Genomic DNA, 21085 nt, shown 5'->3' on the forward strand with positions numbered 1-21085 from the left:
ATGCGGACGCGCCGCTTTTACAAAATCACCAAAACACTACTGAGTTACGGGTTAGATGATCTTATCCCTGCGGGTTGGTTGCCCTGGACTATCCGTTTAGGCCGCCATGCTTTTTTCTGGTTGCCTAATAAGCATAAAGACAAGCCTGCCGGTGTGCGTTTAAGACTGGCACTGGAAGAGCTGGGCCCGGTGTGGGTCAAGTTCGGGCAAATGCTCTCAACCCGCCGCGACTTATTACCGCCTGATATTGCAATTGAACTGGCACGCCTGCAGGACAAAGTTCCTCCTTTCGATGGTCATGCCGCACAGCGTATTATCGAAAAGTCCTTAGGCTTGCAGAGCATCCATGACTGTTTTTCAGATTTTGACACAACGCCTTTAGCGTCAGCGTCAATTGCTCAGGTGCACACCGGGAAACTGAAGACCAGAGACGGTGAGTTAACGGATATTGTCATAAAAGTTATTCGCCCGGATATTCGCGAGACCATTAATGCGGATTTAGAATTGATGGAAACCCTGGCTTCGGTAGCTGCACACCATTTGCCCGACGGGCGGCGTTTAAAACCTAAAGAAGTGGTTAAAGAGTATCGCAAAACCCTGCTGGATGAGCTGGACTTAATGCGCGAAGCCGGTAACGCGATACAGCTGAAACGCAACTTTGAAAACTCCGACATGTTATACATTCCGGTGGTTTACAGCGACTACAGTCGCCACAACGTGATGGTAATGGAACGCATTGATGGCATTCCGGTGAGTGATATTGCCACCCTGAAAGCCCGCGGCGTAGATATGAAAAAACTGGCTGAGCGGGGTGTTGAAGTCTTTTTCACTCAGGTATTCCGCGACAGTTTTTTCCATGCCGATATGCACCCTGGCAACATTTTTGTGGCGAAAGATGACCCATTGAATCCGCGCTACATTGGTATTGATTTTGGTATTGTCGGAACTCTGAACCGCGACGACAAACGTTATTTAGCTGAAAACTTTTTGGCATTTTTTAACCGCGATTACCGCAAAGTTGCGGAGCTGCATGTTGATTCAGGCTGGGTACCCAAACACACCAATATTGAAGAGTTTGAGTCTGCCATAAGAACGGTTTGTGAACCTATTTTTGAGAAGCCGTTGGCGGAAATTTCATTCGGGCATGTGCTGATTAACTTATTTAATACGGCGCGACGCTTTGAGATGGAAGTTCAACCGCAGCTGGTATTACTGCAGAAAACCCTGTTGTACATTGAAGGTTTGGGGCGTCAGTTGTACCCGGAGCTGGATTTATGGAAAACCGCCAAACCCTTCCTTGAACGCTGGATGAAGGAACAGCTGGGCTGGCGGGCGATTGTGCGGTCGGTAAAAGAGAACGCGCCGTACTGGGCGGAAAAACTGCCGGAAATGCCAATGATGTTGTATGAAAACCTTCGTCAACAACATAATATTGATGAGCGCGAGCGAGAGTTACGTAAGCAGCAGTTATTAACACAAAGACAAGCATCGACGTCGCTGTTCTGGACTGTGTTAACCGGCAGCGGCTTAATTTGTACGACTCTGCTCTGGAACCAGACTGAGCTTTCAGAAGTGACGATTGGAGCGGGTATTGTCACTGTACTTCTGGGCCTTATGGCCTGGCGCACTCGCCCGAAAACAAAGAATAGTGAATTTGTTTAACTTAAACGGTAGGAAATAACATGGGTGTATCACCTTGGCAGTTACTCATCTTGTTGGTCATTGTTGTATTGCTGTTTGGCACCAAGCGTCTGCGTAGCCTGGGTTCAGACTTAGGTAATGCGGTAAAAGGCTTTAAAAAGTCTATGGGCGACGAAGATGACAGCAAAGATAAAGACGACTCTTTGCAGCACAAAGAAGAACATGACGATAAGTCCAATTCGGATAAATCCGGGAAATCTTAAATGTTCGATATTGGTTTCTGGGAGTTATTGCTGATTGCGATAGTCGGCTTGCTGGTGCTTGGTCCCGAGCGCCTGCCTTCGGCTATTCGTGGCTTTCAGAGAACCTTGTCGAGTATTAAGCAGTACTCTCAAAAAGTACAGAATGAGCTTGACCATGAACTGCGTATTAAAGAGCTGCACGAACATTTGAAACAAGCTGAGAGTCAGGACCTTGAAAATTTAAGTCCGGAACTGCAACGCTCGCTAGTCGAATTAAGAAGTGCGGCAGAAGAGGTTCAGCGACCCTATTCTAAGCCAGATTCCGAACCCAAAGAAAAACCCGGAACCGATGTGGGTAAAGGTAATGAGTGACTCCCCTTTATTAAATCATTTGCTGGAGCTCAGAAGCCGACTATTACGCTCGGTATTGGTTATTCTGGTTGTGTTCGCTGCGCTCGCTTACTTTGCCAATGATATTTATCATTTTGTCGCCCAGCCCCTGCTGATGAACATGCCGGTTGGTTCGCAAATGATCGCCACAGACGTTGCGGCGCCGTTCTTTACCCCTTTTAAATTAACTTTGGTCGTGGCTCTGGCTCTTACCGTCCCTTATTTACTGTGGCAAATATGGGGCTTTATAGCGCCGGGCTTGTATGGTCGAGAGAAGCGCTTAGTAATTCCGCTTTTGGCTACCAGTACTTTGCTGTTTTATGCCGGTATTGGCTTTGCTTATTTTGTGGTTCTGCCTCTTGCCATGGCATTTTTCAGCAGTGCAGCGCCGGAGGGGGTCACGGTTGCCACCGACATCTCCCGTTATCTGGACTTTATTCTGGCTATTTTTGTTGCTTTTGGTATTGCCTTTGAAACGCCGGTTGCCATTATGCTGTTGATCTGGACCGGTACCTGTACCCGTGAGTCACTGGCTAAAAAACGGCCTTACATTATTGTTGGTGCGTTTGCTATTGGTATGTTGCTAACCCCACCCGATGTTATTTCCCAAACGTTATTGGCAATACCTATGTGGTTGTTGTTTGAGTTAGGCTTACAAGTTAGCCGTTGGTATACACCCACCCAGCAGGAAGACGACGATGTGGTTTGATGCCGGAGTGAATTTAACCAACAAAAGGTTGTTGAGCGATCTGGACGGGGTTATGGCTCGTGCAGAGCAGGACAATGTGAAAAAGCAGCTGATTATATCGACCTCTATTGAAGAGGCTGAGCAAGCCGTTAAATTGTGTCAGCAGTTTCCTGAGAAGTTGCTGATGACCGTGGGTATTCACCCACACGATGCCGGCGAGGCGCCAGCAAATTACAAAGAGCAGTTACGGGAATTGGCCGGGTTGCCTTATGTTGTGGCTATTGGCGAATGTGGTCTGGATTTCAACCGGAACTTTTCTCCCCGCGATGTTCAGGAAGAAGTATTCGTTGCTCAAATTGAGCTGGCTAACGAGCTAAGCCTTCCGCTGTATTTGCACGAACGCGATGCAATCGACCTTCAAATAGAGCTGTTAAACCAGTATTGTAATGACTCAACACCCTGCTTAACTCATTGCTTTACCGGTGGCGTTGAAGCGCTGAACCGTTATGCCGAGCGAGGCCATTGGTTTGGCATTACCGGTTGGGTATGTGATGAGCGACGTAACCAGGAACTGGTGTCAGCTTTGCCGTATTTGCCTCTGAACAGGTTGGTACTTGAAACGGATGCACCGTTTTTATTACCGCGGGGGCTGAAGCCGCGTCCTAAAATGAATGAGCCTGCGCTTTTACCAGTAGTTGGAGAAGCTCTGGCTCATTATCTTGACGTGTCGGTAAAGCATTTAGCCGAGCTGACCTATGCTAATACGGAACGGTTTTTCGGGCTGGGAGAGAACAGTGACTAAAACTTCCGGAGTAAGTGCACTGCTGTGGCTATTTTTAGCTCTAGTGGCTCTGCTTTTTTCTGCATCCGCTGCGGCAGCGCAAATACTTCCTGAGAGCCAGTCAGAACTGTCAATTGAATACACTAACAGTCAGCAAAAGCTGGACTTAGAAACCGCAAAAAGCTTACCTCCAACTGACTGGCGTAAGCTGGATACAGACCGGGCCTCCTTTGGTTACACCACGGATGAATATTGGTTTCGCTTTAAACTCGAGGCTAAGCCTTACGACCGTATTCTGCATATTGCCTACCCTTTGCTCGATGAGCTGACCATTTATATCATGAGTCCGGAAGGGGTAAGAACTTATCGAATGGGTGACACTTTGCCTTTCGACGAGCGTCCAATACCAACGTCAGAATTTGCGGTTCCTTTACCCAACGACATCGGCGGTGAAATCTATATCAAGACCAATACGCAAAGTTCAATGCGTTTGCCTATTGCCGTGCGTACCGAAGTTGGTTTTTTTGAGACACAAATGAATCGTCGTATTGCCGAAGGAATTTACTTTGGCGTACTGCTTTGTATGGCGGTTTATAACCTTTTCGGTTTTATTGCATCGCGCGAGCCCGAATTTGGTGTGTATTCGCTTTACACGTTATTTTTTGCCGGATTGATGCTGTCATTAGAGGGGCTTGGCTTTCATTATTTATGGCCTGACTCTCTGTATTTGCAGGATAAGGGAATTCCTATATTTGGTAGTCTAACCTTTCTGACCGCTGCCTTGTTTGCTTATCAGCTCCTTGAACTAAAACGTTATCGATACACTTGGGGCAGAGGGTTAATGGTGATGGCATTCCTTGCTGGTTTGAGTCTGCTAATTGCTATTTTTGCCAACTATCGAGTTAGCATTCATGTGTTGTTGAGTTTAGCTGTACCTGGTTGTTTATTCCTGCTGGTTGTGGGCGTATATATGTGGCGTAAGGGTTTTGTTTACGCCCGCATTTTCACCCTAGCCTGGTGTAGCTTGCTCGTTTCTGTAGTTGTGAATTCTCTCGGGTATCTCGGCATCATCGACAGCATGTTCATTCAGCGTCATGCCATTATGATAGGTTCAGGTATTGAAATTCTGCTGTTGTCCTGGGTTCTGGCCGTACGCTACAGCGAGCAACGTAAAGAGCGGCTGCAGGCCGAGCAACGTCATAACCGCGAACTGGAAGAAAGTGTTGATGAACGTACGTTCGAGCTACAAGTTGCTCTGCGCGAGCTCCAGGACGTTAACACAGAGCTGGAACAGAAGAATACGGAAGATCCGTTGACCGGTTTGTATAACCGCCGTTATTTCCAACAGCATCTGGAACGTGAACTGCGGCGCACATTACGCCGCGAGTTACCGCTTGCATTACTGATGGTCGACGTCGACCATTTTAAACCAGTTAACGATACCTATGGTCATCTTGCCGGAGACCAGATTCTGCAGCAGTTGGCAAAATTGATGCAGCAGCACGCTAAACGAGCCGCTGATATTGTCTGCCGTTATGGTGGTGAAGAGTTTGCCATTATTTTGCCGGAAACCGACCTTCAGGAGGCTGAAGCTTTTGCCAGTCAGTTACTGGAAAAGGTTCGTAATACCGAATTTAAAACCGATGCTGGTTTGCTTAAGATCACGCTAAGTATTGGTGTGATCTCCACTAGCGTACGTATTTTTGATAATGTAGATGAGCTTTTTAAAGCCGCCGACGACGCGCTATATGCGGCTAAACATGAAGGCCGTGACAGATTAGCGGTGCAGTAATCAATCAGGAGTCAAGAATGACAAATCAGGGTGCTTTCCCGGGCAGACGCCTAAGACGTTTACGCCGCCATGACTTTAGCCGCCGGCTGGTGGCAGAAAACCAATTAAGCGTGGACGATTTAATTTACCCTATGTTTGTTCTCGAAGGTGAGAATCAGCGTGAGCAGGTCAGTTCAATGCCCGGCGTTGACCGTGTGAGCATTGACCTGTTGTTGCAAGAGTGCGCTCGGTTGGTTGAGTTAGGTATTCCTATGGTCGCTTTATTCCCGGTGACTCCTGCTTCGGCTAAGTCGGAGATGGCTGAGGCGGCTTATGACGATAACGGTCTGGCTCAGCGTGCAGTCAAAGCCATAAAAGCTGACTTTCCGGAGCTAGGAGTAATGACCGATGTTGCTTTGGATCCTTTTACCATCCATGGTCAGGACGGCATTCTTGATAACAGCGGGTATGTAGTCAATGACATTACCACTGAGGTTCTGGTAAAGCAGGCGGTGTCTCACGCGCGTGCCGGAGTAGATGTTGTGGCTCCGTCGGACATGATGGACGGGCGTATTGGCGCTATTCGTTCAGCACTGGAAGCCGAAGGCTTTATCAACACTCAAATTATGGCGTATTCGGCTAAATATGCCAGCGCGTTTTACGGCCCATTCCGCGACGCGGTCGGCTCTGCCGGCAATCTGAAGGGAGCTGACAAAAAGACCTATCAGATGGACCCGGCTAATTCAGACGAAGCTCTGCAGGAAATTGCACTGGATATTCAGGAGGGCGCTGACATGGTGATGGTGAAGCCGGGCATGCCTTATTTAGACATTGTGCGCCGTGCAAAAGATACCTTTGGCGTGCCGACTTTTGCGTACCAGGTCAGTGGTGAATACGCCATGCTCCAGGCGGCCATTAAAAATGGCTGGCTGGGTCAGGACGTTATTGAAGAAAGTTTGCTGGGTTTCAAGCGGGCAGGTGCTGACGGCATTCTTACCTACTTTGCAAAATCGGTAGCTGAACGTCTGGCAACGAAGAAAGGCTAAGCTGTTATTTCATTGGCAAGTTGCGCGAGTAGCCCCTCGCGTAACGCGCCTGTAGTCACCTCAAAATCGTCCACACTAAGTGCTTTCAGTGCCGCCAAAAGTATAGTGATTCCGCCCATTAGAACAGTGCGGCGGTCATCACGTAATCCGGCAAAATTCAGACACTCAACTTGCCCCTGCCGGATACAACGCTGAATCAGTTCACTTAACCAGATTTGAGTAAGCCCCGGTTGTTTCTCTGCCGCCGCTATTTCAGTAAGTGCACGAAAAGTACCTGAGGCGCCAAGAACTCGTAGCCATCCATGCTGCTGATAATCAGCGATGTAGGGCCTAATAAGTTTGGTAGCGGCCTGAATGGCCAGCTCTACATTATCCGGGTTAATTTCTCCACCTTTAAAGAAACGGTTTTGAAACACCACACAGCCCATATCCAGACTATGAAGCACATTGGCCTGAGTTCCATTACCGGCTACAACCTCAGTACTGGCACCACCAATATCAATAACCAGAACTTTATCCCGGCATTGTGACGCACTACAAACCCCGGCATAAATAAATTCAGCTTCACTCTCTCCGGTAATAACTTCAATGGGGAAGCCTAATGTCGACTCAAAGCGTGCAAGAAGTTCTTTCTGATTACTGGCTTTGCGCAGCGCCGCAGTTGCTACCGCTTTTACTGCAAAAGGCTGGAAGCGCTTAAGCTCTTCGGCAAACAGAGTAAGGCAATCTATGCCACGGGAAATGGCAGCGTCGTCTATGCTGTCATTGTCGTTCAAGCCGTCGGCTAAACGAACTTTCTGCTTATGCTGGGAAAGAATCCGGGGTTTAGGAAAGAACCCCGTCATTGAAACTTCTGCCATCAACAGGTGAAAACTGTTGGATCCCATGTCGATGGCAGCAAGTTTGCGCTTTTTGGCTGGCATATTATGACGCGTTGCGCGGAGGTCCCGAGCGACGGCCGCGAGGTTTGCCCTTGCCTCCGCCTGAGTTATGACGACGACGGCGCTGAATTGGACGCGGACGTCGTAAATCAGAAAGCAAAGCATCGCCATCGTATTTGGTGACCGGAATGGTGTGACCAATATAGTCTTCAATAGCCGGTAAGTTGTATACGTACTCTTCGCACGCCAGGCTTATTGCAGCGCCACTGGCGCCTGCGCGACCTGTGCGGCCTATACGGTGAACATAGTCTTCGCAGTCATCCGGTAAGTCGAAATTATATACATGGGTTACTTCAGGAATGTGCAGACCACGTGCTGCGACATCGGTAGCAACTAAAAAGTCGAGCTTTCCTTCGGCAAAGTCTTCCAAAATGCGTAAACGCTTTTTCTGCGGAACATCACCGGTTAACAGACCCGCACGGTGCTCGTTCGCGACCAGCCAGCCATGCACTTTCTCGCAACCGTGCTTGGTGTTGGCGAAAACAATGGCTTTATCCGGCCAGTCTTCTTCTATTAATGTCAGTAGCAACGGAAACTTTTCGGGTTTAGAAGGATAAAACAGTTCTTCAGTTACCCGTGTGGCCGTTTTTTGTAACGGTTCTACTTCGAGCTTGGTCGGTGCATTCATGTGTTCGTACGCCAGTTCCTGCACACGATAAGACAAGGTTGCAGAGAACAGCAGATTCAGACGTTTGGATGGATCCGGCATTTTCTGTAACAGGTAACGAATGTCATCAATAAAGCCCAGATCGAACATGCGGTCGGCTTCGTCCAGCACCACAACTTCAATATCTTTAAGGCTAAATAGATCCTGCTTATAAAAGTCTATAAGACGACCCGTGGTGCCGACCAGTATGTCTGGTTGTGCAGCCAGTTGTTCTTTTTGACCTTCGTAGCCTTCGCCGCCGTAAATTACGCCCATTTTCAAACCGCAATGCTCAATGAGGGCATCCGCGTCGTGAGCTATCTGAATAGCGAGCTCCCGAGTCGGTGCCATAATCAGCGCGCGTGGGCCCGATTCGGTTTTTTCGGACGATTCGTTCTGCATTAAGCGGTTGAAAGTAGCCAGCAGAAATGCCAAGGTTTTGCCTGTACCTGTCTGAGCCTGACCAGCAACATCGCGGTTAGACAGAGCAACGGGCAGACTTAACGCCTGAATTGGAGTACAATACTCAAATCCGGCACTGGATATTGCTTGCTGGATTTTGGGGTGAAGCGCCAAATCAGCAAAGCGAGTTTCTGTAAGATGTTTTTTAGTCATAAGTTATAAGCATATCAGTTTGCGCTTGTATTCAAAAACAGAAATAATACTATTCTAATATTTCCACGCGAAGAAAGTAGCGGAGAGTACCATGAGTGACGTAATAGTTCAGCTAAGTGATGACAGTTTTGATGCTGATGTCATAAATTCCGATAAACCCGTATTAGTCGACTTTTGGGCTGAGTGGTGTGGACCATGTAAAATGGTAGCGCCTATTCTTGATGACATTGCCAGCGAGTACGCTGATAAATTAGTTATTGGTAAGCTGAACGTCGACCATAATGAACAAACTCCACCTAAGTACAATATTCGTGGCATTCCAACGTTATTGTTGTTTAAAGGCGGCGAAGTTGTCGGAACGAAAGTGGGCGCATTATCACGTGCTCAATTGACTGAGTTTTTAGACCAGCATATTTAATGATTGTCAAAAAACGGCGTGTTATGCGCCGTTTTTGTTGAGAAAACTGGACGAATCGCTTTTTTGGTGATAACTTCTGCTCATTAACTGTTCATACGGGTTCACCAACTCCACCGGTTAACCTGTTTTTAAATGAAACGTCTGTTTCTGGTTTCGCACTTCGCGAATTCCGAATGTTCCAATTGTTTTACTTTCTAGAGTCAAATTAAAAAAAGGCTTTGTGTTCAATCGATAACTCGAAAACCCTCCTATGAATCTAACAGAACTTAAAGATAAACCCGTAAACGAGCTGGTTCAGCTCGCGGACTCAATGGGCCTTGAGAATATGGCCCGCCTACGTAAGCAAGACATCATTTTTGCTATCTTAAAAGCTCACGCTAAAAGCGGTGAAGACATTCACGGCGGTGGTGTGCTGGAAATTTTGCAGGATGGCTTTGGCTTCTTGCGTTCAGCCGACTCGTCTTACCTGGCTGGCCCGGACGACATTTACGTCTCGCCAAGCCAAATTCGTCGCTTTAACCTGCGTACGGGTGACACAATTGGCGGGAAAATTCGCCCACCGAAAGACAGCGAACGTTATTTTGCCCTGCTGAAAATTCGCGAAGTTAACTTCGACAAGCCTGAAAACTCCCGCAATAAAATCTTATTTGAAAACTTAACGCCGCTACACGCGGAAGAGCGTTTTCACTTAGAACGCGGCAATGGCAGTAAAGAAGATATCACTGCGCGGGTACTGGACTTATCAGCGCCAATAGGTAAAGGCCAGCGTGGTCTTATTGTTGCGCCACCAAAAGCGGGTAAAACCTTACTATTGCAGAATATTGCAACTTCTATTGCGGCGAATCACCCTGATGCTGAACTGATTGTTCTGTTGATTGATGAGCGTCCGGAAGAAGTCACCGAAATGCACCGTCTTGTACATGGCGAAGTGGTTGCTTCAACCTTTGATGAACCTGCCAGCCGTCACGTTCAGGTGGCCGAAATGGTTATTGAAAAAGCCAAGCGCCTGGTTGAGCACAAAAAAGACGTAGTGATTTTGCTGGACTCAATTACTCGCCTTGCCCGTGCTTATAACACCGTTATTCCAAGCTCCGGTAAAGTGTTAACCGGTGGTGTGGATGCTAACGCATTGCACAAACCTAAGCGTTTCTTTGGAGCTGCGCGTAATGTAGAAGAAGGCGGTAGTTTAACCATTATTGCAACCGCGCTTATTGATACCGGCTCGAAAATGGATGAAGTCATCTACGAAGAGTTTAAAGGTACCGGTAACATGGAGCTGCATCTGAACCGTAAGTTGGCTGAACGCCGTGTGTTCCCTGCCATCGACTTCAACCGTTCAGGTACGCGTCGCGAAGAGTTGCTGACTACGCCGGACGAGCTGCAAAAAATGTGGATCCTGCGCAAAATCATGCATCCAATGGGCGAAGTTGAGGCCATGGAATTCCTGATTGACCGTCTGCAGATGACCAAAACCAATGACGAATTCTTCGAATCGATGAAACGTCAACGCAACAGTTAAGTGGCGTATGAAATATCAAGATCTGCGTGACTTTATCGCGCTCCTCGAGGAGCGCGGTGAACTTAAGCGCATCCAACAAGAGATCGATCCCTACCTCGAAATTACCGAAATATCAGACCGTACGTTAAAAGCACAAGGCCCGGCCTTATTGTTTGAAAACGTGAAAGGCCATGATATGCCTGTATTGGCTAATTTGTTTGGCACACCCGACCGCGTGGCTTTAGGCATGGGTCAGGAGTCAGTAACCGCTTTACGGGATGTGGGCAAATTGCTGGCCTTTTTAAAAGAGCCTGAGCCTCCTAAAGGCTTTCGCGACGCGTTGAATTTACTGCCTAAGTACAAAAAAGTGCTGAGTATGTCGCCAAAAAGCATTAAAAAGGCACCGTGCCAGCAAGTGGTTATGAGCGGCGACGACGTTGACTTAACCAAGCTGCCTATTCAGCACTGCTGGCCGGGCGACGTTGCGCCTTTGGTGACCTGGGGTCTTACGGTAACTCGAGGTCCGCATAAAGAACGTCAGAACTTAGGCATTTATCGCCAGCAACTTTTGGGTCCGAATAAGCTTATTATGCGCTGGTTGTCGCATCGCGGCGGCGCGTTGGATTTCCAGGAATGGTGCCAGCAGCATCCGGGCGAAAAGTTCCCGGTGTCAGTTGCTTTGGGCGCAGACCCTGCGACTATTTTGGGTGCGGTAACCCCTGTGCCTGATAGCTTGTCGGAATACGCCTTTGCCGGTTTGTTGCGCGACAGCAAAACCGAAGTAACGCAGTGTCTCAGTAACGACTTACAAGTACCTGCGCACGCTGAAATCATTCTGGAAGGTTACATAGAGCCGGGTGAAATGGCGGCAGAAGGGCCTTATGGCGACCATACCGGCTACTATAACGAAGTGGATGAGTTTCCGGTGTTTACCGTGACTCATGTGACCCACCGCAAAGATCCTATTTACCACAGCACCTATACCGGACGTCCACCGGACGAACCTGCGGTGCTGGGCGTTGCTTTAAATGAAGTTTTTATTCCGTTGCTGCAAAAACAATTCCCAGAAATTGTCGATTTTTATTTGCCACCGGAAGGCTGTTCGTACCGTTTGGCCGTAGTCACTATGAAGAAGCAGTACCCGGGTCACGCGAAGCGTGTGATGATGGGTGTCTGGTCTTTCTTGCGTCAGTTTATGTACACCAAGTTCGTGATTGTGTGTGACGACGACGTAAATGCGCGTGACTGGAAAGATGTTATCTGGGCTATGACAACCCGGATGGATCCGGCACGTGATACGACCCTGGTCGAAAATACGCCAATAGATTACCTTGATTTTGCTTCACCGGTTTCCGGACTGGGCTCAAAGATGGGAATGGACGCCACCAATAAATGGCCGGGTGAAACCGACCGTGAGTGGGGCGAACCAATCGTCATGAGCGATGAGGTAAAACAGCGTGTTGACGAGCTGTGGGACGAACTGAATATTATGGAGTCGTGAATGAGTCAACAAATGACCTGTAAAGCTAAAATTTCGCGCCAGTTGGCGGATGCTGTGTGGGAAGTGCGTTTACAATTGCCGCAGGCGGTTGAGTTTAAAGCAGGCCAGTACCTTATGGTGGTGATGGGCGAACGAGATAAGCGGCCTTTCAGTATTGCGTCGTGCCCGTCCAATAAAAGTGAGTGGTTACTTCATGTTGGCGCTACGCCGGACAACAGCTATGCCATGGAAGTGTTGGATAAAGTGCGTGACGATGGGGAACTAGAAATTGATGCGCCGGACGGTATTGCGTTTTACCGTCAGGAAAACACTAAGCCGGCAGTGTTAATTGCTGGTGGCACCGGTTTCTCGTATACCTATTCTATTTTGCAGCAACATTTACGTGTGTCGCCAGAGCGGCCTCTGACACTTTACTGGGGTGCAAAAAGCTTAAGCGACCTGTATTTGCATGACGAACTGGAACGCTTAGCAAGCCAGTACGAGCACTTTGATTATCATCCGGTGGTCGAAGACGCGGATAACAACTGGGCTTATTCTATTGGTTTAGTGCACCACGCGGTTATGGCCCGTGAGCAAAGTCTGCCTGAGTGTGAAATTTACATGGCTGGCCGTTTCGAAATGATACGCGTTATTCGCGACGACTTTGTCGCTAAAGACGTACCGTTAGAAAACCTTTACGGCGACGCTCTGTCCTTTATTTAATTGCACTGAAAGTAAATTTGTTTAACTAACAAGCTGCGTTATACTGACGCCGCTTTACCAAGGGGTGCCGGCAACGGCTGAGATGCATTAGCGAACCCTTAAAACCTGATCCGGTTAATACTGGCGTAGGGATGGTAGAAAACCCGTCTAATACAGCCTTACCGGATCGTTTCTGACTTTGTTTTGAGGAAATGATCCATGAAAATAATCAATTCATACTTAGCAGCCAGCATTGCCGCTGCGTTATCCAGTGTTCCCGCTTTTGCCTTTGCAGCAGAGGACACACAAGATACAAAAGACATTGAAATTATTGAAGTGAGTGGTGACTTTCACCGCCGCACCTTAAATGAAACCACCAGCAGCGTTTCTATTATTGATAAAGATGCGATGCAACAGCGTCACTCACAGCATTTACAAGACACTCTGAACAGTTTGGCCAACGTGAATTTCTCGGGTGGTACTTCCACGGCTCGGTTTATTCAAATTCGTGGTATTGGCGAGCGCTCTCAGTTTGTTGATCCTGTAACGCCCTCGGTCGGTTTGATAATTGATGGTATTGATTACAGCGGATTAGGCAGTGCCGCATCGCTTTTCGATATTGATCACGTGGAAGTGTTTCGCGGTCCGCAAAGCGGACGTTTTGGCGTGAACGCTATGGCCGGTTTATTGTTGCTGGACAGCACCGCACCGAGCAGCGACTTTAACGGCCAGTTTCAGCTATCAGCAGGCAACTATTCCGAAGCCATGGGCGGCCTTGCTATGGGCGGAAACCTAGGGCTGTTAGGTAACGCCCGCTTCTCGGTCAGCCAGTTTCAGCAAGACGGTTACATTGAAAATACCTATCTTGAGCGTGATGACACGGAACAGCGCGACGAACTCACTGCGCGCTTCAAGCTGGATACAGAGCTCAGTAAAGACTGGTTGCTGCAAACGGTTCTGCACTATAACGATGTCGACAATGGCTACGATGCGTTTAGTCTCGACAACACCCGCGAAACTTTGTCCGATGAACCGGGTTTTGACCGCTTAGAAAGTCAGGCATTGCGCTTGCAGCTCAGTTACCTGGGTTTTGACAACAGCCGTCTGGAAATGTCTGTTAACTACCTGGATGCAGACACCGGCTACGCTTACGACGAAGACTGGACCTATGAAGGTATCGCTCCGGGCTGGGAATACTCAGCTTTTGACGCGTACTTCCGCGACCGTGACGACAAAACCGCCGAAGTTCGCTGGGTATCCGACGAGCCCGAAAGCCTGTTTGGTATTGATAGCGAATGGGTTTTAGGTTTGTACTATTACGACAAATCGGTTCAGCTGACACGTGACTATTTTAACTGGGACTTAGGCCAGCCAAGCATTTTCAACAGCGACTATGATAGCAATCACGTTGCTATTTATGGTGAGCTAACTCAGCATTGGAGTGACCGGGTTAGTACTATAACTGGCTTGCGGGTAGAACGTTACGACAATGACTACCTCGACAGTCGCGGTATTACCGCTGAACCTGAAGACACCATGGTGGGTGGTAATTTCAGTGTCCGCTATCAGGCGTCTGACGACAGTTACCTGTACGCGACTCTGGCGCGCGGATACAAAGCCGGTGGCGTTAATGGTGAAGCTTTAGGAAAAGCTGAAGATCAGGGTCTGGAAGAATTAGAAAACTACTTGTTAGACCGCTCAACCTTTGCTCCGGAAACGCTCTGGAGTACCGAGTTTGGCGTAAAAGGCAGCAGTGCCGATGGGCGTTTAACCTCAAGAGTCAGCGCATTTTACCATTGGCGTGACGATGTGCAGCTCAAGGGCTGGGTAAACCGAGACCAGTCATTTGTGGGTTACATTGAGAACGCCGCTGAAGGCACAGGTTACGGTCTGGAAGCGGAAATTCGCAATCAGTTTACGGATTGGTTGGCGGTTTTCGCTTCGGCCAGCTGGTTAAAAACCGAAATTGAAGGTTTTGTTACCGAAGACGGCACCGATATGACCGGGCGGGAGCAAGCGCAAGCGCCTAATTATCAGTTGAATATTGGCTTTGAAGGTTGGTTAGGCGAGAACTTCCAGTGGGTGATTCAGGCCGACGCGAAAGACGAGTTCTACTTCTCTGACTCGCATAACCAAAAAGCGGACAGCATGGCAGTGTTGCACCTTGCGCTAAACTATCATTATCAGGATTGGCACTTTAGCTTATGGGGGCGTAATTTAACGGATGAAGACTACGAAACTCGCGGTTTTTACTTTGCCAACGACCCCAGAACTGGTTATGAAAATGAAGAAACTTACGTTCAATACGGTGAGCCACGTCGTTTTGGTATCACTGTCAGAAAATCGTTTTAAGGGAGCTTAATATGCAAGTTTCAGTAGAAATGTCGCTGTATCCACTGGCTGAAAATTACCTGGATACCATTAAAGATTTTATTGAGCGTTTAAATCAGCATTCAGAACTAACGGTTCTGACCAACACCATGAGTACGCAAGTATTTGGTGAAATGCAGGACGTTATGCGCATTATGGGTGAAGAAATGGAGCTGCTTTTCCAGAATGTGCCGTCGAATGTTCTGGTTTGTAAGTTTATTAACAAAGACTTAAGGCCGGATAATGCCTGAGTCTTTGCTCGAGTCCTGGCTTGAGCAGTTGATGGTCAGTTCCCCCTGGGAGCTGACGGCTTTAGTCATGGCTTTGGGGTATTTAGTGCTGGCGGCGCATCAGCGCCAGTGGTGCTGGGCTGCGGCGGCGGTCAGCTGTACTATATACGCTGTCTTGTTCTGGCAAGGTAAGTTGTATATGGAGTCTTTGCTGCAAACAATCTACATTGCGTTGGCAGGCTATGGTTGGTGGCAATGGCAGCGTCAGCAAAGCGCAGCAAAGGAGAGTCCTGATGGCGCGAAATACCCGTTTCGTTGGCACCTGCTGCAATGGGCGTGGTTGGTTCCTCTGGCTGCAGGCATTGCTTATTTACTCTCGGTTTATACCGACGCAGACGCAGTATGGCTCGATACTTACACCACAATATTCAGTTTGCTGGCCACCTGGCTGGTTACCAAAAAAGCGTATGAAACCTGGTGGTACTGGCTGGTTATCGACAGTGTTTACGTTTATTTGTACGCCAGCAAAGGCTTTGTCGCCACCGCCTTGTTGTTCGTGGTTTATCTGATACTGGTGATTTATGCCATGTGGCGCTGGCGCCATGACATTTCGCTGAAATCTGCGAGTGAAGCCGGGTGATTGGCCGGCCCTGCGAAATACAACTGCTTGCTTCCGGGCAGTCTAATCAGACGTTGCGACTGCGAACAGATACAGAAGATTATGTGTTAAAACGCTGGCGCTATGAACAGGTATTCGCGGTTGACCGTGAGCTGGAAGTATCTATACAAAAAGAGCTGGCGCAACAGGCTCTTGCCCCCGAAGTTTTAGCTTACGATGCTAAGCAAGGCTGGTTTTTACAGCCTTACTACCAGGCTCCGTCTTTACAGCAAGTTACGCTGTCGCCTTTGATTAAAGCCACTGTACTGGCTGAAACGCTGTCGAAAATCCACAATACACGAGTTGATATTCCGGCCTGGTCTATGTCTGAGCGGGTCGAGCATTATTTGCAGCAGTTGCGTTCGGTCAATTCGGCGGTTGCTGCTCAAATGAGCCAGAAATTGGTACCCATGCAACCCTTGTTAGAGGACTGGCTCAGTTATCCGGTGTTATGCCACAACGATTTATCTATGAATCATATTTTAATGGCCGATCCTATCCGGATTATTGACTGGGAGTACGCGGGTATTGGCCACCCCTTGTTTGATATTGCCAGTGCAATTGTCGTGAATGAACTCAGTGACCAAGCCTCGGTTCGCTTAATAACAGAGTACGAAAAAATAGCCCATTATCAAATTGATCGGCAGCGTTTAGCGCAATGGTGTGAGTTTGTGGAATGGTTGAATAAAGTATGGCAGCATCTATTTCGACACCTTTCTTAAAATGAACACTTTGCCATGACTGATAAAAAACTGACTGAACGCGTTTACGGCTACTTAGCTGAAGACGAAGATGCTCGCGTTTGTAAAGATATTCCTGAGTCTGCCTGTAACGAGCAACCGCGTTCATTCGTTTTGATGTTGTTGTCGTTAACTCTGACAAAACTGGGTGACAGCTTAGTCAGCGCGCGCCTTGTATTGCCGTGGATGTTGAGCTCGCTGGGCGCTCCGGCGGTGTTTATTAGCGCTTTAGTGCCTTTAAGGGAATCTCTGGCTTTATTACCTCAGCTCTTTGTTGCTCAAAAGCTCCGTGAGCAGCCGGTACGCAAATGGTTCTGGGTTGCGGGCAGTGTCGGTCAGGCAGTCTCGTTGCTGGCTATGTTGTTTGCGGTAGCAACTTTAGATGAATCTGCACTGGGCTGGTCTGTGGTTGTTTTATTGGCAATATTTAGCTTGTCGCGAGGCATTTGTTCTGTGGCGAATAAGGATGTGACCGGTAAAACGGTATCTAAAACGCGCCGTGGACGAATGTCCGGTGTCGCAGCGTCCGCCGCCGGATTACTCACACTGTTAACCGCACTCGTTATTATATTTGCACCTGATATGGAAGGTCAGCGCTCATTATTTATTGGACTGCTAGGTGCCGGTGTTGTGCTCTGGTTTGTTGCGGCTCTACTTTATGCGGGCATTCCTGAGGTTGCCGGTGCAACCGAGGGCGGTGGTAACGCGCTGACCGAAGCACTGAAATCAATGTCTTTGCTGTGGCAGGATCGTCAGTTTGGACACTTTGTCATTTCGCGGGCGTTACTAGTCGCCGCCGCTTTTGCTATTCCTTATATCGTGGTTCTAATTCAGCGCGAAGGCGAGTCCGAACTGACTAGTCTGGGCAGTTTAATGCTAGCGAGTGGGCTTGCCGGTTTGTTGGCGGGGCGCTTTTGGGGTCGTTGGTCCGATTCTGCCAGTCACCATGTGATGGCAGCAGCTTCCGTTATGTCGACTTTGGTAATATCGGCTGCGCTGGCACTTTATTACTGGATACCTGAGGCGCTGGGCGCGCAGTGGATTGCGGCATTACTTTTATTCAGTTCGGCGGTTGCGCATCATGGAGCACGAGTTGGCAGAAAAACCTATCTGGTTGATATGGCAACGCAAGATAACCGGGCGCAACTGACGGCGGTATCTAATACCGTGATGGGGGTAGTGCTTTTAGCTGGTTTATTACTGGGGTGGGTTGATGCTGCTTATGGCGTTGCTGCCGTTTTATGGGTACTGGGAGCTATTGGCTTACTTGCTACCCTTACAGCCTTAAGACTGCCAGACGTATCAGACGACACGTCTGGCTAACCACGTTTACTAGGTTACTTTCCGCGAATGACCGCGTAGAGACCAATAATAACTGCGGCAACACCACCAATTAAATACCAAATGGTGTTGTCAGTTGGTTCATTTGTAGCCACTTCTGATACGCTAGAGGCAATTGATTGTGAGGCCTCATATGAGAAATACAATAAAATAGCGCCAACAACTAATAGAACAATACCTACGATACGAGTCATAAAGTCTTCCTTTTGTTGTGTTTACAACTATCAATATAAAGCACTCTGTCAGATCCGCAAGTTTCCTTACAAATATTGATTTATATCATCTGGTATATTCCCAAGCCAATGAAATGGCTGTACTTGTTAAAAAGCTGGTCTCGTTTAAAACAAAAAAACAACAAAAGTAAGGCAGAACTATGAGCAGAGCATCTTTTAAACTTGGGTATTTGGCCATTTCAATGTCAGCAGCGTTAGCAATCCCGGGTACCGGTTTTGCGCAACAAGCGGATGCTAATGCAGAGTCTGACGAATCTATGGAGCGCATTATCACCTTGGGTTCACGGGTTAATGGCAGAACAGCGACAGAATCGGCTTCGCCAATTGATATTATTTCTGCAGAGCAACTCGTAAATACAGGAGCGACTGAACTCGGTAAAGCCCTGCAAATGAGTGCGCCTTCTTTTAACTTTTCCAGCACAACCATTTCTGACGGTTCTGACATCATTCGTCCGGCAACACTGCGCGGACTCAATCCGGATCAGGTTCTGGTTCTGGTTAACGGTAAACGCAGGCATCAGCAAGCTCTGGTGAACGTCCAGGAGACCATTGGTAAAGGCTCGGCAGGCTACGACATTAACGCCATTCCAATTACCGCTGTTGCGCGTGTCGAAATTCTACGAGACGGTGCGGCGGCTCAATACGGGTCTGATGCCATTGCCGGGGTCATTAATATCACGCTGAAAGCTCCGAAGGCGGCAGTGTTTCCGCTGAAATAGGCCAAACTTACGAGGGTGATGGCGAAGTTAATACTGTTGGCGTTAATTTTGGTGTTGAGTCAGACAACGGCTTTTTCAACGGCACGTTGGAGTACCGTGACCGGGGAATGACGAACCGGGCGTCTCCAGCTGAAGCATCGCTCATAGGAGACTGGTCATCGCCCAGCGGCGACCCTGTGGTTCGTCTGCATATTGGTGATGCCGATTCGGAGAACTTATACGCCTGGTTTAATTCCGGTTATAACTTTAGTGAAACGACAGAGCTTTATGCTTTTGGTGGTATCTCCAGCCGTGACGGTGGCTCTTCAGGTTTCTTCCGCGGACGCGGACACCCGAGAACCATAGAAGCAATTTACCCCGATGGTTTTCTGCCGAAACTAGAGACCGAAGCGGATGATCAATCGTTGGCTGTTGGAATTCGCGGAGACCTGCCTAACGCCTGGTTGTGGGATGCCAGTGTGGTTTACGGTAAAAATGAATTTGGCTTTAACTCGTCAAACTCTGCAAATGTAAGTTGGTACTACGAACCAAGTCCGGACGGCGGTATTTACAGCGAAACACCAACAGAGGCTTTCGATGGCGAACTGGTCTTTGAGCAGACGACATTCAATTTAGATTTTAATGGTACGGTTGATATCGCAAATGAGCTGCTTTATCTGGCGGTGGGGTTAGAGATGCGCCGTGACGGCTATCAAATTAACCCTGGTGACCCGGTATCCTGGTCCTATGGCAGAGCTAATGATCCCAGCATTGAAATCCTAACCCCATCTGGTGACCCTGCTGAAGCCGGCATACAAGGTTTTCCGGGTTTTAGTCCGAGCCAGGCGGTAGATGCTGACCGTGACAGTTATGGTGCTTATGTCGATGCAGAATACTATGTAACGCCGGACTTCTTGTTAGCCGGGGCTTTACGCTACGAAGATTATGACATAGCCGGAGACAATATTTCCGGTAAACTGTCTGCCCGATATGATATCAACAGTGACCTCTCTGTGCGTGGCACAGTATCGACCGGATTCCGGGCTCCTGGTGTACAGCAAATTTATTACAGTCAGGTATCCACTAACATTGTTAATGGCACTCTGGTAGAAACCGGGACCATTGCTAATGATGACGAAGTCGCACGTCAGTTTGGTATTAACGAGCTGGAAGAAGAAACGTCTGAAAGCATAAGTATGGGTCTTATAAAGCGTTTCAACAACGGTTTCGATCTGACCATGGATTTTTATCAAATCAATATTGATGATCGCATTGTGTTATCGGAATCTCTGACGGCCGATGTTGGTGCGGAGTTTGGCCAAATTCTGGAGGATAATAACCTGGGCGCCGCTCAGTTTTTTACCAACTCTGTTGACACCAAAACCACAGGTCTGGATGTGATCGCGTCTTACCCGACTGAGTTTATGGACGGCAATTTGAATTTAACTGCCGCAATGAGCTTTATGAATACCGATGTAGAGCAGGTGAATTCGGTCTCTTCATTAATTCCGGGGGAACAGATCTTCAACGACACTCAAGTCCTGCGTCTTGAAGAGGGACAACCCAGTGAGAAAGCAACGTTAAGTGGTGACTGGACTCGTGATGCCTGGAATGTGAATTTAGCCTTTAATTACTTTGGGCCTGTTGAAGGGCAAGCCTTTACCGGTGTGCGTCATGAGTGGGGCGGTAAGTGGTTAACTGATCTTTCTATTGGTTACGACTTTACTGATAGTTTAAATGTTCGTATTGGTGCGAATAACCTGTTTGACACTTACCCCGACGAATGGGGCAGTGCTGGTTCACCATTTTCTGATGCGGGCTTTAAATATGGCTGGGAAACTTTCCCGTTCGGTATTAACGGTGGTTACTACTACGCTCGGTTGAATTACACTTTCTAGTCATTATCGACATAAAAAAACGCCCCGAATACCGGGTAATGCTTGTCAGTTAAGCTAA

At 48.2% G+C, this 21085-nt stretch carries 21 protein-coding genes and 1 riboswitch; of the genes, 18 read left to right on the forward strand and 3 right to left on the reverse strand.

All coding sequences use genetic code 11. The features are described 5' to 3' along the window. The 7 genes from ubiB to hemB are packed head-to-tail and all read left to right on the forward strand — an operon-like array spanning window position 1 to window position 6559. Window positions 1-1662, forward strand: a complete 1662-nt coding sequence (gene ubiB, locus B2U97_RS06280; protein ID WP_201029220.1) for a ubiquinone biosynthesis regulatory protein kinase UbiB — start codon at window positions 1-3, stop codon at window positions 1660-1662. Between the two features lie 20 nt (window positions 1663-1682). After that, window positions 1683-1904: a twin-arginine translocase TatA/TatE family subunit gene (gene tatA, locus B2U97_RS06285; protein WP_011235596.1), complete on the forward strand. Its 222-nt coding sequence runs from the start codon at window positions 1683-1685 to the stop codon at window positions 1902-1904. Continuing rightward, the gene (gene tatB, locus B2U97_RS06290; protein WP_272989508.1) at window positions 1905-2255 is read left to right on the forward strand and encodes a Sec-independent protein translocase protein TatB; all 351 of its coding nucleotides are present in this window, start codon (window positions 1905-1907) and stop codon (window positions 2253-2255) included. Next, window positions 2248-2982: a twin-arginine translocase subunit TatC gene (tatC, locus tag B2U97_RS06295; protein ID WP_272989511.1), complete on the forward strand. Its 735-nt coding sequence runs from the start codon at window positions 2248-2250 to the stop codon at window positions 2980-2982. Before tatB ends, tatC begins: the two co-directional genes overlap by 8 nt. Beyond that, window positions 2972-3763, forward strand: coding sequence for a TatD family hydrolase (locus B2U97_RS06300; RefSeq protein ID WP_034822683.1), 792 nt, complete (start codon window positions 2972-2974; stop codon window positions 3761-3763). Before tatC ends, B2U97_RS06300 begins: the two co-directional genes overlap by 11 nt. Continuing rightward, complete coding sequence (locus tag B2U97_RS06305) at window positions 3756-5534, forward strand: sensor domain-containing diguanylate cyclase (protein ID WP_011235592.1); 1779 nt, start codon at window positions 3756-3758, stop codon at window positions 5532-5534. The genes B2U97_RS06300 and B2U97_RS06305 overlap by 8 nt, the downstream gene beginning before the upstream one ends. A 17-nt stretch (window positions 5535-5551) precedes the next feature. Then, window positions 5552-6559: a porphobilinogen synthase gene (gene hemB, locus B2U97_RS06310; RefSeq protein ID WP_011235591.1), complete on the forward strand. Its 1008-nt coding sequence runs from the start codon at window positions 5552-5554 to the stop codon at window positions 6557-6559. On the opposite strand, the gene B2U97_RS06315 is transcribed toward hemB, so the two are convergent. Together B2U97_RS06315 and rhlB are read right to left on the reverse strand one after the other, a co-directional pair. Beyond that, window positions 6556-7482, reverse strand: coding sequence for a Ppx/GppA family phosphatase (locus B2U97_RS06315; RefSeq protein WP_011235590.1), 927 nt, complete (start codon window positions 7480-7482; stop codon window positions 6556-6558). The two genes, hemB and B2U97_RS06315, sit on opposite strands and share 4 nt — an antisense overlap. A 1-nt stretch (window position 7483) precedes the next feature. Further along, the gene (rhlB, locus tag B2U97_RS06320; RefSeq protein ID WP_011235589.1) at window positions 7484-8761 is read right to left on the reverse strand and encodes an ATP-dependent RNA helicase RhlB; all 1278 of its coding nucleotides are present in this window, start codon (window positions 8759-8761) and stop codon (window positions 7484-7486) included. Window positions 8762-8852: 91 nt separating this feature from the next. Between rhlB and trxA the strand changes: the two genes are divergently transcribed. The 9 genes from trxA to B2U97_RS06365 all read left to right on the forward strand — a co-directional run bounded on the left by trxA (window position 8853) and on the right by B2U97_RS06365 (window position 18180). Beyond that, window positions 8853-9179 (forward strand): thioredoxin TrxA, encoded by a 327-nt coding sequence (gene trxA, locus B2U97_RS06325; RefSeq protein ID WP_011235588.1) that lies wholly within the window; start codon window positions 8853-8855, stop codon window positions 9177-9179. A gap of 250 nt (window positions 9180-9429) precedes the next feature. Further along, window positions 9430-10698: a transcription termination factor Rho gene (gene rho, locus B2U97_RS06330; RefSeq protein WP_011235587.1), complete on the forward strand. Its 1269-nt coding sequence runs from the start codon at window positions 9430-9432 to the stop codon at window positions 10696-10698. Window positions 10699-10705: 7 nt separating this feature from the next. Then, complete coding sequence (gene ubiD / locus B2U97_RS06335) at window positions 10706-12178, forward strand: 4-hydroxy-3-polyprenylbenzoate decarboxylase (protein WP_034822675.1); 1473 nt, start codon at window positions 10706-10708, stop codon at window positions 12176-12178. Continuing rightward, window positions 12179-12880 carry an NAD(P)H-flavin reductase gene (gene fre / locus B2U97_RS06340; RefSeq protein WP_110013429.1) on the forward strand — a complete coding sequence of 234 codons (702 nt, stop codon included), beginning with the start codon at window positions 12179-12181 and terminating at the stop codon, window positions 12878-12880. Between the two features lie 50 nt (window positions 12881-12930). After that, window positions 12931-13029: riboswitch (TPP riboswitch) on the forward strand. 49 nt (window positions 13030-13078) lie between these two features. Next, a complete protein-coding gene (locus tag B2U97_RS06345; RefSeq protein WP_286823127.1) occupies window positions 13079-15211 on the forward strand; it encodes a TonB-dependent receptor in 2133 nt (710 codons plus the stop codon). Window positions 15212-15222: 11 nt separating this feature from the next. After that, window positions 15223-15480 carry a YkoF family thiamine/hydroxymethylpyrimidine-binding protein gene (locus tag B2U97_RS06350; protein WP_034822670.1) on the forward strand — a complete coding sequence of 86 codons (258 nt, stop codon included), beginning with the start codon at window positions 15223-15225 and terminating at the stop codon, window positions 15478-15480. Continuing rightward, window positions 15473-16099, forward strand: a complete 627-nt coding sequence (pnuC, locus tag B2U97_RS06355; RefSeq protein WP_011235582.1) for a nicotinamide riboside transporter PnuC — start codon at window positions 15473-15475, stop codon at window positions 16097-16099. Before B2U97_RS06350 ends, pnuC begins: the two co-directional genes overlap by 8 nt. Further along, complete coding sequence (locus B2U97_RS06360) at window positions 16096-16839, forward strand: phosphotransferase (protein WP_011235581.1); 744 nt, start codon at window positions 16096-16098, stop codon at window positions 16837-16839. The genes pnuC and B2U97_RS06360 overlap by 4 nt, the downstream gene beginning before the upstream one ends. Before the next feature lie 15 nt (window positions 16840-16854). Next, on the forward strand, window positions 16855-18180 hold the full coding sequence (locus B2U97_RS06365) for an MFS transporter (protein ID WP_034822667.1): 1326 nt from the start codon (window positions 16855-16857) through the stop codon (window positions 18178-18180). A gap of 14 nt (window positions 18181-18194) precedes the next feature. On the opposite strand, the gene B2U97_RS06370 is transcribed toward B2U97_RS06365, so the two are convergent. After that, window positions 18195-18392: a DUF3185 family protein gene (locus tag B2U97_RS06370; protein WP_034822665.1), complete on the reverse strand. Its 198-nt coding sequence runs from the start codon at window positions 18390-18392 to the stop codon at window positions 18195-18197. 179 nt (window positions 18393-18571) lie between these two features. On the opposite strand from B2U97_RS06370, the gene B2U97_RS06375 reads away from it, so the two are divergent. Together B2U97_RS06375 and B2U97_RS06380 are read left to right on the forward strand one after the other, a co-directional pair. After that, window positions 18572-19150: a TonB-dependent receptor plug domain-containing protein gene (locus B2U97_RS06375; protein WP_286823128.1), complete on the forward strand. Its 579-nt coding sequence runs from the start codon at window positions 18572-18574 to the stop codon at window positions 19148-19150. 107 nt (window positions 19151-19257) lie between these two features. Then, entirely contained in the window at window positions 19258-21027 is a 1770-nt protein-coding gene (locus B2U97_RS06380; protein WP_235598959.1) for a TonB-dependent receptor plug domain-containing protein, read from the forward strand. Window positions 21028-21085 lie beyond the last annotated feature (58 nt).

It is taken from the genome of Idiomarina sp. UBA3176 (genome assembly GCF_002364295.1).
Lineage (GTDB): Bacteria > Pseudomonadota > Gammaproteobacteria > Enterobacterales > Alteromonadaceae > Idiomarina > Idiomarina loihiensis.

What these genes read in the sequence shown, in the direction of transcription:
- ubiB (WP_201029220.1), top strand. Translation starts at nt 1, where the DNA reads ATGCGGACGCGCCGCTTTTACAAAATCACCAAAACACTACTGAGTTAC.
- tatA (WP_011235596.1), top strand. Translation starts at nt 1,683, where the DNA reads ATGGGTGTATCACCTTGGCAGTTACTCATCTTGTTGGTCATTGTTGTA.
- tatB (WP_272989508.1), top strand. Translation starts at nt 1,905, where the DNA reads ATGTTCGATATTGGTTTCTGGGAGTTATTGCTGATTGCGATAGTCGGC.
- tatC (WP_272989511.1), top strand. Translation starts at nt 2,248, where the DNA reads ATGAGTGACTCCCCTTTATTAAATCATTTGCTGGAGCTCAGAAGCCGA.
- B2U97_RS06300 (WP_034822683.1), top strand. Translation starts at nt 2,972, where the DNA reads ATGTGGTTTGATGCCGGAGTGAATTTAACCAACAAAAGGTTGTTGAGC.
- hemB (WP_011235591.1), top strand. Translation starts at nt 5,552, where the DNA reads ATGACAAATCAGGGTGCTTTCCCGGGCAGACGCCTAAGACGTTTACGC.
- B2U97_RS06315 (WP_011235590.1), bottom strand. Translation starts at nt 7,482, where the DNA reads ATGCCAGCCAAAAAGCGCAAACTTGCTGCCATCGACATGGGATCCAAC.
- rhlB (WP_011235589.1), bottom strand. Translation starts at nt 8,761, where the DNA reads ATGACTAAAAAACATCTTACAGAAACTCGCTTTGCTGATTTGGCGCTT.
- trxA (WP_011235588.1), top strand. Translation starts at nt 8,853, where the DNA reads ATGAGTGACGTAATAGTTCAGCTAAGTGATGACAGTTTTGATGCTGAT.
- rho (WP_011235587.1), top strand. Translation starts at nt 9,430, where the DNA reads ATGAATCTAACAGAACTTAAAGATAAACCCGTAAACGAGCTGGTTCAG.
- ubiD (WP_034822675.1), top strand. Translation starts at nt 10,706, where the DNA reads ATGAAATATCAAGATCTGCGTGACTTTATCGCGCTCCTCGAGGAGCGC.
- fre (WP_110013429.1), top strand. Translation starts at nt 12,179, where the DNA reads ATGAGTCAACAAATGACCTGTAAAGCTAAAATTTCGCGCCAGTTGGCG.
- B2U97_RS06345 (WP_286823127.1), top strand. Translation starts at nt 13,079, where the DNA reads ATGAAAATAATCAATTCATACTTAGCAGCCAGCATTGCCGCTGCGTTA.
- B2U97_RS06350 (WP_034822670.1), top strand. Translation starts at nt 15,223, where the DNA reads ATGCAAGTTTCAGTAGAAATGTCGCTGTATCCACTGGCTGAAAATTAC.
- pnuC (WP_011235582.1), top strand. Translation starts at nt 15,473, where the DNA reads ATGCCTGAGTCTTTGCTCGAGTCCTGGCTTGAGCAGTTGATGGTCAGT.
- B2U97_RS06365 (WP_034822667.1), top strand. Translation starts at nt 16,855, where the DNA reads ATGACTGATAAAAAACTGACTGAACGCGTTTACGGCTACTTAGCTGAA.
- B2U97_RS06370 (WP_034822665.1), bottom strand. Translation starts at nt 18,392, where the DNA reads ATGACTCGTATCGTAGGTATTGTTCTATTAGTTGTTGGCGCTATTTTA.
- B2U97_RS06375 (WP_286823128.1), top strand. Translation starts at nt 18,572, where the DNA reads ATGAGCAGAGCATCTTTTAAACTTGGGTATTTGGCCATTTCAATGTCA.
- B2U97_RS06380 (WP_235598959.1), top strand. Translation starts at nt 19,258, where the DNA reads ATGACGAACCGGGCGTCTCCAGCTGAAGCATCGCTCATAGGAGACTGG.